Source organism: Nocardiopsis sp. NPDC055824, from assembly GCF_053616335.1.
The window spans coordinates 1-17,540 of record NZ_JBSHDN010000044.1; the positions used below are offsets into that span (position 1 = coordinate 1).

Genomic DNA, 17,540 nt, shown 5'->3' on the forward strand with positions numbered 1-17,540 from the left:
CCGGCCGTCTGCTCTTCCGTGGAAGGCGTCTGCGTTTCCGCTTTGTTGTGTCTTTACTTTATCAGGTGTTCCGCGCCCCGCCAAATCGGCGGTTTGTGGTGGTTCTGATCGGGGTAAAGCTCGTTTGCTTCGTCTGCTTTTGTCCGAATGGACTGGGCTTTTGAAGCGACTCCCTGAGTTTACATGGCCCGAACAGTGCTCGAACCGCGTGATCCAGAGAAGAGATTGTGCCGCCGAACCCGGCCCGGTTCCGAGCCGACCCTGAGGCCCGCTCGCCGTCCCGTGGCGACTCGGAGAACACTACCCCCCGCCACGGCACGCGGCAAACCGAACGACCTGTGTCGCCACTCACAGCCCGACCGCGGGATCCGTTGCGCACCCGGGGGCCGGGGCACGCTCTTCTCGCGCGCGCACGCGCGCGAGAGAACGGCGGGGGCCGCCCCTCCTCCTCCGTGCCGGCGCCCCCGGTTCCGCCGGACCCCGCGCGTGGTCCGTCCACTCACCCGGCTGACGAACCGCACCCCCGAACGCACTCACCGAAATGACAAGAAACGGACCCAACCGCTTCCGGAAGGCGATTCGCTCCGCAGCGGAACACACGAATTGCCTCCCGCCTCCAACCTCGGCAATTCCCGTGTTGTCCCACGTCACAGCCCTGTCGGGACAAGGCAAGATCATTCCGGGGAATCGTGAGAAACGGCGGATAATTTTCCCCCGGACTCTTGAAATCCCCTCGACACCGATACATGATGTGCAGCGTCAGGGAAACTGGTCCGGAGCCGCCCCGCCCGGGGGCGCACGGCCAGGCCGCGTGCCGGATGTTCGGGGGGACGGCAGGCGCAGCGCGGCCGTTCACCCGGAAGGACACGCATGGACACCGCATCCCCCGACGTGGCCGACGCGTCCGCGAGGACCCCCGAGAGCCACACCAGCTGGAAGCGCTTCGCCCTCTTCTCCGTCCCGGCCGGCGTCGCCGTGGGCGGGATCCTCGTCGCCATGGCCCAGGGCGCGCTCGCGGCCTCGTTCACGGTCTCGGGCCAGGAATTCAAGATCTCGGCCGACGAACTGCGCGGTGAGGGCTTCGTCCAGTACGGCTGGCTGGACCAGACCGTGCGCGAGGAGGCCGTCCCCGTCGCCGTCGCCGGTATCGAGAGCGCCGAGATCGACGGGCTGTGCCAGTCGGTCCTCACCGAGTTCCCCCTCATCGGGACGATCTCCCTCGAACTCACCGCCGGGGACCAGGGCACGCCCGTCCAGGCGGAGAACCTGGTCATCGACATGTCCCAGATGGACGGCAACGCCGAGTTCGAGAACATCGAGATCGGGCGCGACGCGGGCACCCTCGACAAGGGACCGTCCGGTGCACAGGGCTTCAACGACCTGTTCGGCATGCAGTCCGACGTGATCGTCGTGCAGGACCTGGAACAGACGGCGAGGGCCGCCAGCGCCGGGACCTTCCGCCTCTCCGGCCTGAGCCTCGGCCTCAGCCTCGGGGAGAGCGAGTGCTTCTGAGGTCGTTGCGCGGGCTGGGGTCCTCCTGGCGCGGCTGGCGCAAGCGGCGCCCCTTCGCCGGCGGGCTCCTCATGATCCTCTCCGGCGCCGTCATGGCGTCTCTCGTCGCGATGCCGGTGGAGCTGATGATCCAGACCGGTGTCGGCGGGGTCTCCTCGCTGATGTTCGGCGGGATGCTCGCCGTCCTCGGCCTGGTCACATGGTTCACCCCCAACCAGCACGTCGTCACGGGTGCGCTGGCCGGGTTCCTCGGGCTGGGCGCCCTGATCCTGTCCAACCTGGGGGGTCTGGTGGTCGGCACACTGCTCGCGCTGGCCGGCGGCGGTCTGGCGTTCGCCTGGCGGCCCGTGGCGCGGCCTCCCCGCAGGGGGCGCCGCCGCGGGCGGCACTCGCCGACAGCGGCGACCGTTCCGGCAGGGGAGCCTCCCGCCCGGGAACCCGCCCCCGGCGGCGCCCCGGCTCCTCCCCGCCCCGCCCCCGACCAGTGATCCCCGTGGCGGCCTGAACGGTCCCCGTACCCCCGGGGAGCCCGCACGGGCTCCCCGGTCCACCAGGAAAGCCATGTCTACCGAGTCGGCGCGTACCCCCAGTTCCCGCCGGTCGGAGCCCCCGCGCGCCCGCCGGCCGTCACACACGAGGAGTACCCATGTCGGTTCCGCGACCGAGACCCCGTCCCTTCCCCGCCCGCTCCCGCACGGCCGTCGCCGTCGCGGCGGCGGGGGTCCTGGCCCTGTCCTGGAGCGGCGGCGCCCTCGCCGCCCAGCAGGCCTCCACCACCGTCGACCCCGCGGGGGCCGCCTTCGAGGCGGTCCTGGACGGCACCGCGACCTTCACGGCGGGCACCGTCGTGGTGACCTGCCAGGTGTCGTCCACCTCTCCCGGCGGTGGCAACAACCTGGTCCCGGCCGCCCCGGGCAACCACAACCCGAACGGAGCCGTCTCCGGCCCCATCAACTCCCCGGACTTCGGCAGCTGCTCCACCAACGTGCCCCTGGTGAGCGCCACCGTGGCCGTCGCCGATCCCGTCTGGGAGATGACCATGCAGTTCGGGGCCCCCTCGGTCGGCACGATGGTGGTGCCCGCGGGCGGCATCGTCGTGACCACCAGGGGTCTCGCCTCCTGCACCGCCACCGTCAGCCCGGACGCCCCGGTCCCCGTGGGCGGCACGTGGACGAACGGGAACCCGGCGTCGACGCTGGCGTTCGACACGACGGCCCCGGTCGAGGTGGAGGGCGGCTTCGGCTGCCCGACCAGCGCGACGACGTCCGACTTCACCGCCACCTACCTGGTGACGAACGCCGACGACCCCGCCGCGCCGATCACCGTGTCCGGCTGAGCCGGGTGGCCGCCGGGCCGCCCGACCGGGCGCCTGGGCGGTAGGCCGACATGTCGGCCGGGGGCCGTCGCGCCGTGCGCGGCGGCCCCTCCGCCTGCACTCCCTCCCGCGGGCCCGTCCGCGACGCCCGCGTCGCCGGACCAGCGGGAGGGCGGGGCCGCTCCACCGGACGGGCGGCACGATTCGTACCCCGGTGACAAGGAACCGGGAGCGGGGACTCACCCGGGTGCGCAGAAACACGGGGGGTTCGTCGCCTACGGTCGCAGTACTTCCGGGGAGTCACGCGGCGAAGGCTCCCCGGTGAGGCGCGGAACGCTTCGCCCGTCCCCGTCGCCCTCCCGGAGACACCATGGCGCCCAACGCCGTACCGCCCGCCCCTTCACGACTGCGTCGAACCCTCAGGACGGCGCGTGTCCTGGTCCGCGCCGGTGTGCTCAGCGCCGGCCGCCCCGATCGGATCGTCCGCCAGCTCCGGGCCCTGCGCACGTGGGGCGCCACGATCGCCGGCGGGTACGCGGCGGCGAACGAGCGCGCCCCGGGCGCCGTGGCCGTCATCGACGAGCGCGGGCCGACGACCTTCGGTGAGATGGATCTGCGCGCCCGGCAGCTGGCCCGGGAGCTGCACGGGGCGGGTGTGGTCCAGGGGACGCGCGTGGGACTGCTGTGCCGCAACCACAGTGCCTTCGTGCAGACGATGGCGGCCTGCGGCCGTCTCGGCGCGGACACCGTCCTGCTGAACACGGGGCTGTCCGCCGGCCAGCTGTCGGCGGCCGTGGCGGACAACGAGGTCGCGGTGCTCGTGGCGGACACCGAGTTCGAGCCCCTGTACGCCGGGCTCCCTGCCGAGGTGGCACGGGTGACGGCGTGGGGCGAGCCGTCGGGGCCGGGGCCGGTGGTGCCGTGGGAGGCGCGGGAGGGCACAGGCACGGAGCCGGGACCGCCGGAGCGGCCGGGCAGGCTGATCGTACTGACCTCCGGGACGACGGGCGCCCCCAAGGGGGCGCGGCGGCCCACGCCGAAGGGCCCGCAGGACGCGGCGTCGGTGCTGTCCCGCATCCCGCTGCGCTCGTCGGACCGCATCCTGGTCTCGGCGCCGGTCTTCCACACGTGGGGCCTGGCCGGGGTGCAGCTGGGCATGTCGATGCGGGCCACTCTGGTGATGCGGCGGCTGTTCGAGCCCGAGGACGTGCTGCGGACGGTCCAGGAGCAGCGGTGCACGGTGCTGTTCGCGGTACCGGTGATGCTGCGGCGGATCATGGACCTGCCGCGGGAGACGCGTGCCGGGTACGACACCTCCTCGCTGCGGATCGTGGCGTGCAGCGGTTCCGCGATGAGCCCGAAGCTGATCACCGCCTTCATGGACGAGTTCGGGGACGTGCTCTACAACCTGTACGGGTCGACGGAGGTGTCCTGGGCGACGATCGCGACACCGGAGGACATGCGGCTCTCGCCGACGACGGCGGGGCGGCCGCCCCTGGGGACGCGGATCGCGGTCCTGGACGCGCAGGGCTCCGAGGTCCCCGACGGGACGGAGGGGTCGATCCACGTCGGCAACGACATGCTGTTCGACGGGTACACGAACGGGCGGAGCAAGAAGCTCGCGAACGGCCTGATGGAGACCGGCGACCGGGGGCACGTGGACGCGAACGGGCTGCTGCACGTGGCGGGACGGGACGACGACATGATCGTCTCCGGCGGGGAGAACGTGTTCCCGCGGCCGGTGGAGGAGGCGATCGTGACGCTCCCCGGGGTGCGCGAGGTCGTGGTGACGGGTGTGCCGGACGAGGAGTTCGGGCAGAGGTTCGCGGCGTTCGTGGTCCCGTACGAGGGCGTCGAGGTGGACCCGAACAAGGTGCGGATGCATGTGCGGTCCGTGTTGGGCCGGTTCTCGGTCCCCCGTGACGTGGTGGTGCTGGACGAGCTGCCGCGCAACGCCACCGGCAAGGTGGTCAAGCGCAGACTGCCCCACCGGGCGCCGCGCCGGTAGGGGGTCCGGTGTGTGGAAGGGAGGTTCCGTGCCGCGGTCCCGCGTGCCGAGGGGGCCGTGCCCCGGCGGTCCGGGGTGCTCCGTCCCGGGCTTCCTCGCGTGCGAGGCAATCGCGGGCTTTGACATCGGGTAGGAGGTAACTACGATGTTGCCGATGCCTGACCGTTCCCCCGCCCCCGCGGGCGACTTCCCTCTTCCTCCCGTCGACGAGCAGATGTGCTTCGCGCTGTACGCGGCTTCTCGCGCGGTCACCAACCTCTACCGGCCCCTGCTGGAGCCGTTGGGGCTGACCTACCCCCAGTACCTCGTGATGATGCTGCTGTGGGAGCGCGGTGAGTGCTCCGTCAAGGAGATCGGCGCCGTGCTCCAGCTGGACTACGGCACGCTCACCCCGCTGCTCAAGCGGCTGGAGGCCAGGGGGCTGCTCGACCGCGTGCGGGACCCGCGCGACGAGCGCTCGGTCCGCGTCATCCTCACCGGGGAGGGCGCGGAACTGCGGACCGGGGCCGAGGGGATCCCGGAGGCGATCGGCGCCGTCATCGACCTTCCCGAGGAGGAGTTCGAGGCGACGAGGCTCGCGCTGCGGCGGCTGACCTCGAACGTGCTCGCGGGCGAGGCCCGGCTGCCCGCGCGGGACTGAGCGGGCGAAGGACCGGGTTCCGGGGCGATGAGCTCCGGCCACCGCATCCGCCGTCGGGGGACGACAGGCGGCGGCGGTGGCCGGTGAGCACGGGCACCACGGGGGTCGTGCCCGTGCTCCGGGTGTGGGCGGACCGTTCCGCGGTCCGCCCACACCCGTGTCCGGCCCCCTTCCGGAGCACTGTGCCCGTGACCCGCGCGGACGTCCCGCGGACCCGGGGCGGTCCGTCCGCGTGCCGCCCCGCGCGTTGTTTCCGGCCGGGCTCCAGGGACGGGAAGCCCGACGGGAAAGGGGATCCGGGGGCCCTCGCAGGGTTCTGCGGGCTACTGTGGGGGCATGTCGATCTGGGCGTCGGACAACCGCAGCGGGCAGATACGCGAGGCGCTGACCATGCTGCTGTCCCAGGGGGTCATCGACGACTTCCGCATCAGACCGGAGGACGAGTTCCCGTTCCGGGTGACCGTCCCCGCCGGCGTGGTGCCGATGACCGAGCACCAGGCGGCGCACTTCGCCCTGGGCGCGGCGGTGGGGCACTTCGGGCGGCTCGCCCGGGGCGAGGACGCCCGGGGGTAGCGGGCGGTCGGGGTCGGCGCGGGTTTGGCCCCAACACTTGACCTCAACATTAGTTGAGGCATGAGTGTGGGGCGCGGGCAGCCGACCGGCGCCCGACCGCACCGCGCAGGGGGAGACACCATGAACCGACCGATCCTGGTCACCGGGGCCACAGGGGCCACCGGACGCCACGTCGTCGCGGGGCTGATCGCGGAGGGCGTCCCGGTCAGGGCACTGGTGCGCGCCCCCGGGACGGCCCGCCTCCCGGAGGAGGTCGAGGTCGTCCGCGGCGACATCACCGACCCGGAGGCCGTCGCCTCGGCCGCCGAGGGGACGGCCGGCGCCTACCTGCTCTGGCCCGGGTTCGACGGGGACGGTGTGGAGGAGACCGTGGCCGCCCTCGCCCGACACGCACGACGGATCGTCCACCTCTCCGCCTCGCACGTCCGCGACGACCGCCCGGCGGAGGAGAACGGCGTCTGGGGGCGGGTCGAGGCCGCGGTCCGGGCGGCCACCGACGAGTGGACCTTCCTGCGCGTGACCGGCCTCGCCACCAACACCCTGTTGTGGGCCGACCAGGTGTCCGGCGGCGTCGTCCGCGCGCCCTACGGGGACGCCTCCCGCTCCCTCGTCCACGAGAAGGACGTGGCGGCCGCCGCCGTGCGCGCCCTGCTCGACGACGGGCACACGGGCAGGAGCTACGACATCACCGGCCCCGAGACCCTCACCCAGTCCGACCAGGTCAGGATCATCGGCGAGGAGACGGGCGTCCCCGTGCGCTGGGAGGAGCAGCCCCTGGAGGAGGCCCGGGAGGAAGTGGCGCGGGCCATGGACGACCCGGGCTACGCGGACGCGGCCCTCGCCCACTGGGCCGGGCTGGCCGTCGTCCCCGAGCCGGTCGGCGACGGGGTGCGGGAGGCGACCGGCCTCCCTCCGCGGACCTACCGCGAGTGGGTGCGCGACCACCTCGCGGACTTCACCTCCGCCCCCTGACCGGCGGGGCCGGGTCGGGACGGACGGTGCGCGGGACCGGTCAGCAGGAGCCCCGGTCCTCCCAGACCCCCCACTCCTCGCCCATGGTCGGCGGGACCCCCTGGATCCACCAGCGCGCCTCGTACACGCGCCCCCGGTAGTTGACCTGGTCCCCGGTGTCGTAGACGATGTCGCCGTCCCAGGCGGCGACCGCGCAGGAGGCGGCGCCGGAGTTTCCCCAGCCGTCGTCCCCCCGGTCCCCGCCGTCACCGCCGTCCCCCCGGCCGCCGTCCCCCCGGCCGCCTTCACCGCGACCGCCGCCGTCGTCGGAGGGGGAGCCCTCGCCGGGTTCCCCGACCCCGTCCTCCTCGGTCTCCTCGTCCTCGGGCTCCGGCCCGAGGGAGACCGTGAGGGTGACGACGCCCTCCTCGGGGAGGATGGTGCCGGGTTCGGGCGTCTGGCCCGCGACCTCGCCCTCCGGCGCCGTGCCGTGGTGCGCCTCGGCGACCTCGAACACCAGCCCCAGCCCGGTGAGGGCCTCGCCCGCCTCCTCCCGACCCATGCCGAGCAGCGTCGGGACGATGACCCCCTCGCTGACGTGGACGGTCACCGCCTCGGCCCGGTCGCCCTCCTCACCCGTCGCCGGGACCGTCGACAGGACCGTCCCGGGCGCCTCCTCGGCGGAGTGCTCCTGGAACACCTCGATGTGGGTGAACCCGGCCGTGCGCAGGGCGTCGCGCGCCGCGTTCTCGGTACCGCCGACCACGTCGGGGACCTCGGCGAACTGCGGACCCGCGGAGAGCCAGAGCATGACCTCGTCGCCCCGCTCCAGCTCGGCGCCCGCCTCCGGGGTGGTGTCGGCGACGGACCCGACCGCCTCGGTGTCGCTGTAGGTCTCGTCGAACGCGACGACCAGCTCCAGGTCGAGCTCCGCCAACCGCGCCTCGGCCGCCTCCGGGTCGCTGCCCAGGACGTCGGGGAGGGCGGCGCCGCCCGCGGGGACGAGGGCCCACCCGGCCGCGAACAGCGCGAGGACCAGCACCCCCGCGGCGACGAGCACCGGTGGGCGGCGCCACCGCGGAACGGCGCCGCTCCGGCCGTCCCCGGCCGCGCCCGCCGCGCTCTCGACCGGGAGGTCCGCGACGACCGGGATCGGTCGGGTGTCGCCCTCGCGGTCGCGGTCGGTGCGGGGGAGCGACCGCATCACCTGCTCGACCAGGGTCAGGTACTGGCCCGCGTCGCGCGGCCGGTAGCGCGGGTTCGGGTCGGTCGCGTTGGCGACCAGCATGTCCAGGTCGGGCGGGAGGTCGGGGAGCGCGGCCGAGGGCCGGAGGGGCCGTCCCTCGTCCGCGACGGCGGAGTCTCCGGTCATCAGCCTGTGGAGCAGCACACCGACGTCGCGCACGTCGGTGCGGCTGTCGGGCCCGGCGTCCTCGGCGGCGTCGAACAGCAGCGGGAAACCGGTGACCCGCGCCCGTCCGCCGTCGTCCATCACGACCTTGTCGGGGGCGATCTCACCGTGCACGACGCCCAACCGGTGGGCTGTGTCGAGGGCGGCCAGCACGTCGGCGACGATCGACAGGGCCATGTGCGGCGAGTACCGCAGCGTCTCGCCGTCCCCCAGTACCTCGGCGAGGGTCTCCCCCCGCAGGTATTCGGCGACCGCGTACACGTACGCCTCGTCGCGCCCGTGGGCCAGGACCCGCGCCAGACCGGGGTGGGCGACCGCCTCCAGGGTCTGCGCCCGCCCCAGGAAGGCGTGCACCGCCCCGTGGTTCCCCATCAGCCACGGGTGGAGGACGGTGACCGCGACGGCCCGCTCCTCACGGAGGTCCTGCGCTGCGTAGACGGTCCCCGAGGCGCCGCTGCGGACACGGGTGCCCAGGACGTAGCGCCCGTGCAGTGTGCGGCCGGAGAGGGGGTCGGGAGTGGGGGTCTCCATGGGACGGATTCTACGGCTACGCACCATCACGTTTCGTCCCCGTCCGGGCCGGATGCGGACAGTTCCTGTGGATAGGGTCGAGTCGCAGTCCCCGGTACCCAAACGTTGCGAGGCCCCCGTGAACCTGCCCCCTCCCGGAAGCGCGGACGACCGCGCCGCCGGCGTCCTCCTCGGCGCGGCCTGCGGCGACGCCCTGGGGGTGCCCTACGAATTCGGCCCGGCCCTGGCGGCGGACCACGTCCCCCGGATGGTGGGCGGCGGGCTCGGGCCGTACGCGCCGGGGGAGTACTCCGACGACACCCAGATGGCGGTGTGCATCGCCCTCACCCTGCGCGACCACGCGGACCCCCTGTCGGACGAGGCGCTGTGCCGTACCGCGGACGCCTTCCTGGACTGGGCGCGCGACGGCGCCTCCGACATCGGGAACCAGACCAGCGCGGTGATGCGGGGGTCGGGTCACGCCTTCGGGACGCCCCGGGTGGCCGAGGTGATGGCGCGGTTCTCGGCCCAGCGCTTCGAGGAGGGGGTCCGCAGTGCCGGGAACGGGTCCCTGATGCGCACGGGCCCGCTCGCCCTGGCCTACCTGGACGACCCGGACGGTCTGGCGGTCGCCGCCGACAGGTACAGCAGGCTCACCCACGGGGACCCGCTGGCCTCCGAGGCGTGTGTGCTGTGGTGCGAGGGCGTGCGGCACGCGGTCGTCCACGGCGACACGGCCGGGGTCCGCGGCGGCCTGGAGCTGCTGTCGCGGGACCGGCGCGGCCGGTGGTCCGCCTGGCTGGACGAGGCCGAGGAGCACCCGCCGCACTTCTTCGGGAACAACGGTTTCGTGGTGAGCGCGCTCCAGGCGGCCTGGTCGGCGGTGGTGGGCGAGCCCGACGGGTTCGTGCCCGCGGTGCGGGCCGCGGTCCGGGCGGGCAACGACACCGACACCGTGGCGGCGATCGCCGGGGCCCTGCTCGGCGCCCGCTGGGGCGCCTCGGCGATTCCGGCGGAGTACCTGGAGGCGGTCCACGGCTGGCCCGGGTACCGGGCCGAGGGGCTCGCGGAACTGGCGCTGGGCGCCGTCTCCGGGCCGGACGGCTCCCGGGGGCGCCGTCGCGGCGGTCCTCCGGCCTGACCCCTCCCGCCCGCGCCGGTCCGCCGGCCCGGGGGGCCGACGCGCGCCACCAGGGGCGAATCCAGGATCTCGGTCCGGACTGCCGGTCCGGGCGGGGGCCGACGGGCTCGCTAACCTGTCCCTGTCCTCCATCCGACGACCTGAGGTGTGTCATGTCCGCCGAACTGCACTGGGTGCCCGCCGACGAGCGCCCCGACCTGCTGGCCGCTCCCGTCCTCGACGCCGTCCGGGGGGCCGGTGAGGTCCGCGTGGCGGAGATCGACCCGGGTCTCGCCGACACCGCGGAGTTCTGCGAGGCGTACGGGATGCCCCTGGGGACCAGCGCGAACTGCGTGGTCGTCGCCGCCAAGCGCGGTGGCGAGCTGTCCTACGCGGCGTGCATGGTGCCCGCCGACCGGCGCGCCGACGTCAACGGGGTCGTGCGCCGCCACCTGGGCGCCCGCAAGACGTCGTTCGCCCCCATGGACGAGGCGACCGGGCTGACCGGCATGGAGTACGGCGGGATCACCCCGCTCGGCCTGCCCGAGGGGTGGCCGGTCCTGGTGGACGAGGCCGTCGCGGCCGCGGCCGAGGTGGTCGTCGGCAGCGGCCTGCGCCGCTCCAAGCTCCTGGTGCCGGGCAAGGTGCTCGCCGGGCTCCGGGGCGCGGAGGTGCTCGCCCTCACGAGGTGACCGACGACGCCGTAGGTCGACACAGCGACACGGCAACACGGCGATACGGCGGCCTGCCGGCTCGCGGGCGGTGCGGACCGGCCGCGCCCCGGCCGGGCGTTCCGCTCGAAATGTCGACATGGCGACGAGTCGTTTCGGCGTCCGGCGCCCGGGTTCCGTACCGGGCCGCAGCCGGTTCGGGACCGCGCCCCTGCCGGGTTCGGGACCGTCCGGAGCGAGTCGGGACGGTCCCGGAGCGGGGGCGGGGGCCGTGCGCGCGGCCCCGCCCCCGCCGGGGGTCACGGCGTGTCGCCGACCTCCGGGACCCACGCGGACTCCACGAGGACCGTGTAGTTGTTCACCCGGGGCAGCTCCGCGTCCGGCTCGGACGGCGACTCCACGGTGAGGGTCTCGTGGTAGAGCGGCTGCCCCGTCCCCTCGTCGAACATGATCCGACGCTCCAGGAGGGTCCCGCCCCCCTCGCTCTCCTCGACGACGAACAGCAGGCCCTCCCGGCCCTCGCGGTCGCGCGCGGTCCCGGCGAACATCACGTCGTCCTCCTCGGCGAGGACGCGGAGCACCGCGGCCTGCACCCCGGGCTCCACCGGCGCCTCCCCGTACAGCTGCTGGAGGGCGTAGAAGAGCCTCGCCCCGGACCCGGTGTCGGCGAGGTCCGAGCCCGCCCCGTGCAGCTGGTCGGCCAGCACCCCGGGGTCGGTGGAGAGGGAGCCGGGCTCCACGGAGAAGAACATGCCGTTCCCCCCCTCGCCGCCGCCCCACTCCCACTCGGTGGGCCCGTCCTCGAACAGGCGCTGGACCGGGTTCGGATCGCCGCCCAGGTGGTCGGGGACGCTCGGGGTCTCGATCTGCAGGCCGGACTCGTGGGGGGTCCGCCACACCTCGTCCCGCACGGGGAGGACGCCCCACCCCTCCTCGGCCGTGTCCAGGTCCTGCGAGTAGGTGAGGGTCCACTGGGAGGTGCGCACGTAGGCGACGTCCCCGGGCCTGGGAGGAGCGGGCTGCCCCTCGGCGGCCTCGGCCAGGGCGAGCAGCCGTTCGCTCCCGGGCTCCAGGTCGGTCAGGGGGACCTCCAGCGGTGCGGGCGGCGGCCCGGCGTACGCGGGCTGCGCGGAGCCGAACGCGAACGGCACGACCACGGCCACCGCCGCGAGGGCGGCGACGGCGCCCAGGGCGACCCGGAACACGGGACGCCGGGGGACGAGGCGGTACACGCGCCGCTGGCGGTGGACCGAGGCGAACGCCTGGTTCCGGGAGAGTGCGCGGCGCGCGGGGTCGGAGCGGACGGATGCGGCGGGGTCGTGCGCGGCGAGGAGCGCGCGGACGGCTTCGGTGTCGGTGCGGCTCATGATTTCTCCACGGGGACTCTCGGGGCGGTCGGGCTGTGCGCGGGAGCGGGTGGCGGCGGATCGAGGAGCCCCTCGATCCGGCGGCGGGCGCGGAAGAGGCGCACCCGCGCGGTGGCCGTGGTGCAGCCCAGGACCCTGGCGGCCTCCGCCAGCTCCAGGCCCTCCCAGGCGAGGAGCATCACGAGTTCGCGGTCCTTGTCGCTCAGCCGGCCGAGGGCGCGGAGCGCCTCGTCGCGTTCCTCGACCCGGCGGGTGGTGTCCGGTTCCGTCGGCACCAGCGCGGACGCCTCCTCGAAAGGGAGGGACACCTCGGCGCGCCGGCCTCCGATGCGCGACCGGGCACGGACCACGTTGCGCGCCACCCCGTACAGCCAGGGGAGCGGCTGGTCCTTGGGCAGGTGGTCGAACCTGCGCCAGGCGACGCCGAAGGTCTCGGAGGCGACGTCGTCGGCGTGGTCGGGGCCGAGACGTCGGAGGGCGTAGCGGCGGACGTCGTCGTAGTGCCGCTCGAAGAACCGGGTGAACTGCCCTTCGGCGGACTCCCCGTCGTCCCTGTCTCTGGTCATCGGCTTCCTTCCGTGCGGTGTCACCTACTTCTGTCCGGCGGGGGCCGGATGTTACAGGGCGGCTCGGGGGCCCTCCCGCACCCCCGTGGGAAATGTCGACAAATCGACGTGTCGTTTCGGCGTGCGGTGTCCGGGTTCGGGCCCCGACCGGAGCTGTTCCGGGCCGGGGACGGTGCGGGGTTCGTGCCGGGCCGCGACCGGGGCGGGTGGGACGCCCGGGACCGGGGGAGCGGATGGGCTTCCACTCCGCCGACGGAGGGGCCCGGCCTGCGGTGGACGTGCGCGAAATCCCTGGTGGAGGACGGATTCCCCCGTCGGTTCCTATTTACTGAACGATCGGTCTGTAATACTGTTCCGGAAGACCCGCAGCCCGAGGAGAGGACCGTCACGTGTCCGAAGTACTGGAGAGCTACGCGCAGGGATCGTGGTTCGCCCCCGCGGACGAGGGCGTGCCCCTGGCCGACGCGAACACGGGGGAGACCGTCGCCCGCATCTCGGCCGCCGGCCTCGACGTCGCCGGGATGGTCGACCACGCCCGCCGCGTCGGCGGCCCCGCCCTGCGGCGGCTGACCTTCCACCAGCGCGCGATCATCCTCAAGGAGCTCGCCAAGCACCTCACCGAGCACAAGGACGAGTTCTACGCCCTCTCGTACCGGACCGGCGCCAACAAGCGCGACACCATGGTCGACGTCGACGGCGGGTTCGGCACCCTCTTCAGCTACTCCGGCAAGGGCCGGCGCGAGCTGCCCAACGCGACGGTCATCCTGGACGGGCCCCTGGAACAGCTGGGGCGGCAGGGCACCTTCGTCGGCCAGCACGTGTACACCTCGCGGCCGGGCGTGGCCGTGCAGATCAACGCCTTCAACTTCCCCGTGTGGGGCATGCTGGAGAAGTTCGCCCCCGCGTTCCTCGCGGGCATGCCGAGCATCGTCAAGCCCGCCAGCCAGACCGCCTACCTCACGGCCGCGGTCGTGCGCCGCATGGTCGGGTCCGGGCTCCTCCCCGAGGGCTCGCTCCAGTTCCTCGCGGGCAGCGCGCGCGGCGTGCTGGACCACCTGGGCGCGCAGGACATCGTCGGCTTCACCGGCTCCGCGGCGACCGGCGCGACCCTGCGCAGCCACCCGAACGTCGTCGGCGGCGGCGTGCAGCTCAACGTCGAGGCCGACTCGCTCAACTGCTCGATCCTCGGTCCGGACGTGACGCCGGAGGACCCCGAGTTCGACCTGTACGTCAAGCAGGTCGTCACCGAGATGACCGTCAAGGCCGGCCAGAAGTGCACGGCCATCCGCAGGGTGATCGTGCCCGAGGCGATGGCGGACGCCGTCACCGGGGCCCTGGTCGACCGCCTGTCCAAGGTGGTCGTGGGCGCGGCCGACGACCCCGAGGCCCGGATGGGGCCGCTGGCCTCGCTCGACCAGCGCGAGGAGGTCCGCAAGGCGGTCAAGGCGCTGCGCTCCTCCAGCACGGTCGTCTTCGGCGACCCCGACGGCGTCGAGGTCGCCGGGGCCGACGCCGAAGCGGGGGCGTTCATGTCACCGGTCCTGCTGCGCGCCGAGCCGGGGGCCGCGGAACCGCACGACGTGGAGGCGTTCGGGCCGGTCAGCACCGTGATCACCTACTCCGGCGTGGCCGACGCGGTGGAGCTGGCCGCGCGCGGCCGGGGCAGCCTGGTGGGCTCCCTCGTCACCAACGACCCGGACGTCGCGCGCGAGGTCGTCCTCGGGCTGGCCCCGTGGCACGGCCGGATCCTGGTCCTCAACCGGGACGACGCCAAGGAGTCCACGGGCCACGGCTCGCCGCTGCCCGTCCTGGTGCACGGCGGACCCGGCCGCGCGGGCGGCGGCGAGGAGCTGGGCGGCGTGCGCGGCGTCAAGCACCACATGCAGCGCACCGCGATCCAGGCCCCGCCGGACATGGTCACCGCGATCACCGGCCACTGGACCACCGGGTCCCGGCGGACGGTGGACGACGTGCACCCGTTCCGCAAGGACCTGACCCAGCTGCGGATCGGCGACACGATCGCCTCGGCGGAGCGTACCGTCACCCGCGCCGACATCGACCACTTCGCCGAGTTCACCGGTGACACGTTCTACGCGCACACCGACGAGGAGGCCGCGGCGGCCAACCCGCTGTTCGGCGGGATCGTGGCGCACGGCTACCTGGTGGTCTCGCTCGCGGCGGGCCTGTTCGTCGACCCGGCGCCGGGCCCCGTGCTGGCCAACTTCGGGGTGGACAACCTGCGCTTCCTCACCCCCGTGAAGGAGGACGCCACCATCCGGGTGACGCTGACCGCCAAGCAGATCACCCCGCGCTCGAACGCCGACTACGGCGAGGTGCGCTGGGACGCCGTGGTCACGAACCAGGACGACGAGCCCGTCGCCACGTACGACGTTCTCACCCTGGTCGCCAAGGGCGAGGGGGAGTAGGGCCGGCGCGGGTCGGTCGGTACGTCGCCCGGGAGGGCGGCGTGCCGGTCGGCCGACGGGGCGGGATGTCGACATGTCGGCAGGCGGGCGTCCACGGCGGAGCCGCCGCTGGGGGCGCCGTCTCCTGCGCTGGGCGACGCACAGCCGGGCAACTCCGCGGAACCGGTTCCGTGGGACAGCCGGATCGGTCGGCCCTAGAGTTGGCGCCATGCCTCTCTCGCGCTTCACGGTGCAGAACTACCGGTGCTTCCCCGACGAGCAGGAGGTCGAGCTGGGGAAGATCACCGTCGTCCTGGGACGGAACAACTCGGGGAAGAGCGCTCTGGTCAGGGCACCCCTGGTGATGTCGACGGGTCTCCTCACGGGGGCCCGGCGTTTAGACCACTCGATCCAGCCCCTCAACCTGGAATGGCTGGGGGACGACGCCCCTAGTTTCCAAGACCTGGTACACGGCCAACGGCCGCACCAGCGCGTCACCTTCACGATGGACCTGGTGGACCGTGAGGGTGGGGAGAAACATTTCGAGGTCTCGCTCCAGGACGTGGACGAATGGCACGCGCAGGTCGTGGAGAGGTTCTCCTGGAGCGGGCAGGACGAGAGTGTCGACCTCCGCTGGAGACCGGACGAGTCCTCGCCCTGGGGAGCTCCTCAGCAGTATGAGGTACGACAAGGGGACGAGGTCTCCGTCGAACGACTCAAGTTCCGTGGGATCGCCCCGGGGTCACACTACGTTCCGGATTCATCGAGCCTGTACTCACAGGCGCGGAGATCGCTGATCCAGGGGTTCGACGAGATCCGGTACATCGGCCCCTTCAGGAAACGCCCCGAGAGAGTCCGCCGACTGCCGTCCGGCGCCCCGCGAACCGTGGGAGCGACGGGCGAGGACGCCCTGGACATCCTCGCGAACGACGCCGTGCGCGGCCAGGGGAAGATCCTCCGCGCTCTCAACCGCGTCCTCGCCGAGAACATCCTCGGGTGGGAGGCGGGCATCACCGACCACGGGATCGGGATGTACTCCGTCCACCTCACCTCCGTCCACGACCCCTCTGTACAGGTCAGCCTGGGAGACGCCGGGACCGGCGTCGTCCAGATGCTGCCCCTCCTCGTCCAGCGCGCCCTGGACGAGGTCGGTCCTCGCCCTCTCTTCCACGATGTCCTGGAGATCGTCGAGGAGCCCGAACTCCACCTGCACCCGTCCGCGCACGCCGATGTCGCCGACCTCTTCCTCTCCGCCATCAGCAGGAGAAGGACGCGCTTCCTCATCGAGACGCACAGCGAGACCTTCCTCCTGCGCATCCGCAGGCGTATCGCGGAGGGCAAGGTGGACCCCGACGACATCTCCCTGTACTTCGTGGAGCACGCCAACGGGTCGGCCTCAGCTCGCCGTATCGGCATCGACCGTCTCGGCAACCTGGACTACTGGCCCTCGGGCGTCTTCACCGAGGATTTCGAGGAGACGCGCGCACTGGCCAAGGCGCAGTCCGGGAGATTGGCGTCCGATGATCGTTGAGGTCGACTCCGGCGTCTTCGCGGAGCACGCGAACGCGGCCGACGTGATCAGGCTCTTCGACCTCTTCATCCGGGAGGTTCACGCCTGGGCACCGGACATCTCCCAGATCGAGGACGTGGACTCCTTCTTCGGCACCCATGTGCCGATGATGCGGCAGACCTACCGCAGTCTCGCGGAGAAGACCGTCTCCGCCTCCCCCTGGCAGCCCGTGAACAGCGCGCCGACGGTGCAGATCACCGTGGAGTCGCTCACCGACCACGTCCACGACCTCAGCGTGCCGGCGGTGCTGCTGGTCGAGAACAACGCCTCGGACAGGTCCTTCCTCCGGGCCGTCGCGATGGTCCTCGACGGGGACGACGTCCTCACCGCCATCAGGGAGCGGACGCTGGACATCCGCCACGGAGGGGGCAAGCACGACGCGGGACGGCAGGCGCGCGAGGCCGTGGACGACTTCCGACGCCTCCCGAGGGTCGCGCTCCTCCTCGACAGCGACCGGATGCGCCCGGGGGAGGCGACCAAGTGCCACCAGATCGCCGAGCGCGCACGCGAGCAGGGGGTGGCTGTGCACGTCCTGGAGTTCCGCGAGACGGAGAACTACGTCCCCAACCGTGTGCTGTCGCTGGCCGTACGCAGGGGCGGGCCGACCGATGCCAGCAGGAAGCTCACCGCGCTCAAGGAGCTGTCTCCCGACCAGCGCGCGCACTTCGACATGAAGCACGGGTTCAGAGCACAGCGGGGGGAACCCGTCGTACCGCACCGCGCCCATGGGGACCTCTACGACGGTGTGCCGTCCAGGACCCTGGTTAAGCTCTCCGAGGGTTTCGGTTCGGATCTGACCGAGCGCATGGAGACAGCGGCCGCCCAGGGGCATGTTCGCCGGTCGGACCTGTCGTCCCTGGGAGAGGGCGTGGTGGAGGAACTACGCGGCGTCCTCCACATGCTTCGCACGATCGTCTGAGG

The 17,540-nt window shown here is 73.0% G+C and carries 15 protein-coding genes; 12 read left to right on the plus strand and 3 right to left on the minus strand.

The features are described 5' to 3' along the window. Nucleotides 1-870 precede the first annotated feature (870 nt). The 7 genes from ACWGL3_RS12065 (at nucleotide 871) to ACWGL3_RS12095 (ending at nucleotide 7,020) form a co-directional block, all read left to right on the plus strand. Entirely contained in the window at nucleotides 871-1,512 is a 642-nt protein-coding gene (locus ACWGL3_RS12065) for a DUF6230 family protein (RefSeq protein WP_267947403.1), read from the plus strand. Between the two features lie 71 nt (nucleotides 1,513-1,583). Continuing rightward, complete coding sequence (locus ACWGL3_RS12070) at nucleotides 1,584-2,000, plus strand: DUF6114 domain-containing protein (protein WP_431061537.1); 417 nt, start codon at nucleotides 1,584-1,586, stop codon at nucleotides 1,998-2,000. A 158-nt stretch (nucleotides 2,001-2,158) separates the two neighbouring features. Further along, on the plus strand, nucleotides 2,159-2,848 hold the full coding sequence (locus ACWGL3_RS12075; RefSeq protein ID WP_267947402.1) for a hypothetical protein: 690 nt from the start codon (nucleotides 2,159-2,161) through the stop codon (nucleotides 2,846-2,848). A 349-nt stretch (nucleotides 2,849-3,197) separates the two neighbouring features. After that, nucleotides 3,198-4,835, plus strand: coding sequence for an AMP-binding protein (locus ACWGL3_RS12080; protein WP_267947401.1), 1,638 nt, complete (start codon nucleotides 3,198-3,200; stop codon nucleotides 4,833-4,835). A gap of 154 nt (nucleotides 4,836-4,989) precedes the next feature. Beyond that, a complete protein-coding gene (locus ACWGL3_RS12085) occupies nucleotides 4,990-5,475 on the plus strand; it encodes a MarR family winged helix-turn-helix transcriptional regulator (protein WP_267947400.1) in 486 nt (161 codons plus the stop codon). A gap of 336 nt (nucleotides 5,476-5,811) precedes the next feature. Then, a complete protein-coding gene (locus ACWGL3_RS12090; RefSeq protein WP_267947399.1) occupies nucleotides 5,812-6,048 on the plus strand; it encodes a hypothetical protein in 237 nt (78 codons plus the stop codon). 120 nt (nucleotides 6,049-6,168) lie between these two features. Continuing rightward, entirely contained in the window at nucleotides 6,169-7,020 is an 852-nt protein-coding gene (locus ACWGL3_RS12095) for an SDR family oxidoreductase (protein WP_267947398.1), read from the plus strand. Between the two features lie 40 nt (nucleotides 7,021-7,060). Here ACWGL3_RS12095 and ACWGL3_RS12100 read toward each other — a convergent pair whose 3' ends face one another. Next, a complete protein-coding gene (locus ACWGL3_RS12100; RefSeq protein ID WP_267947397.1) occupies nucleotides 7,061-8,941 on the minus strand; it encodes a PASTA domain-containing protein in 1,881 nt (626 codons plus the stop codon). A gap of 118 nt (nucleotides 8,942-9,059) precedes the next feature. Here ACWGL3_RS12100 and ACWGL3_RS12105 point away from each other — a divergent pair, with 118 nt between their 5' ends. Both ACWGL3_RS12105 and ACWGL3_RS12110 read left to right on the plus strand, forming a co-directional pair. Continuing rightward, a complete protein-coding gene (locus ACWGL3_RS12105; RefSeq protein ID WP_267947396.1) occupies nucleotides 9,060-10,061 on the plus strand; it encodes an ADP-ribosylglycohydrolase family protein in 1,002 nt (333 codons plus the stop codon). Nucleotides 10,062-10,213: 152 nt separating this feature from the next. Then, a complete protein-coding gene (locus ACWGL3_RS12110) occupies nucleotides 10,214-10,732 on the plus strand; it encodes a YbaK/EbsC family protein (RefSeq protein ID WP_267947395.1) in 519 nt (172 codons plus the stop codon). 278 nt (nucleotides 10,733-11,010) lie between these two features. Here the strand turns inward: ACWGL3_RS12110 and ACWGL3_RS12115 are convergent, their stop codons facing one another. Beyond that, on the minus strand, nucleotides 11,011-12,078 hold the full coding sequence (locus ACWGL3_RS12115; RefSeq protein ID WP_267947394.1) for a CU044_5270 family protein: 1,068 nt from the start codon (nucleotides 12,076-12,078) through the stop codon (nucleotides 11,011-11,013). Beyond that, on the minus strand, nucleotides 12,075-12,644 hold the full coding sequence (locus ACWGL3_RS12120) for an RNA polymerase sigma factor (protein ID WP_267947393.1): 570 nt from the start codon (nucleotides 12,642-12,644) through the stop codon (nucleotides 12,075-12,077). Before ACWGL3_RS12120 ends, ACWGL3_RS12115 begins: the two co-directional genes overlap by 4 nt. A gap of 389 nt (nucleotides 12,645-13,033) precedes the next feature. Between ACWGL3_RS12120 and paaZ the strand changes: the two genes are divergently transcribed. The 3 genes from paaZ to ACWGL3_RS12135 all read left to right on the plus strand — a co-directional run bounded on the left by paaZ (nucleotide 13,034) and on the right by ACWGL3_RS12135 (nucleotide 17,538). Next, nucleotides 13,034-15,070, plus strand: a complete 2,037-nt coding sequence (gene paaZ, locus ACWGL3_RS12125) for a phenylacetic acid degradation bifunctional protein PaaZ (RefSeq protein ID WP_267947392.1) — start codon at nucleotides 13,034-13,036, stop codon at nucleotides 15,068-15,070. A gap of 208 nt (nucleotides 15,071-15,278) precedes the next feature. Then, entirely contained in the window at nucleotides 15,279-16,580 is a 1,302-nt protein-coding gene (locus ACWGL3_RS12130; protein ID WP_267947391.1) for an AAA family ATPase, read from the plus strand. Further along, nucleotides 16,570-17,538 carry a hypothetical protein gene (locus ACWGL3_RS12135; RefSeq protein WP_267947390.1) on the plus strand — a complete coding sequence of 323 codons (969 nt, stop codon included), beginning with the start codon at nucleotides 16,570-16,572 and terminating at the stop codon, nucleotides 17,536-17,538. Before ACWGL3_RS12130 ends, ACWGL3_RS12135 begins: the two co-directional genes overlap by 11 nt. The last annotated feature ends 2 nt before the right edge of the window (nucleotides 17,539-17,540 follow it).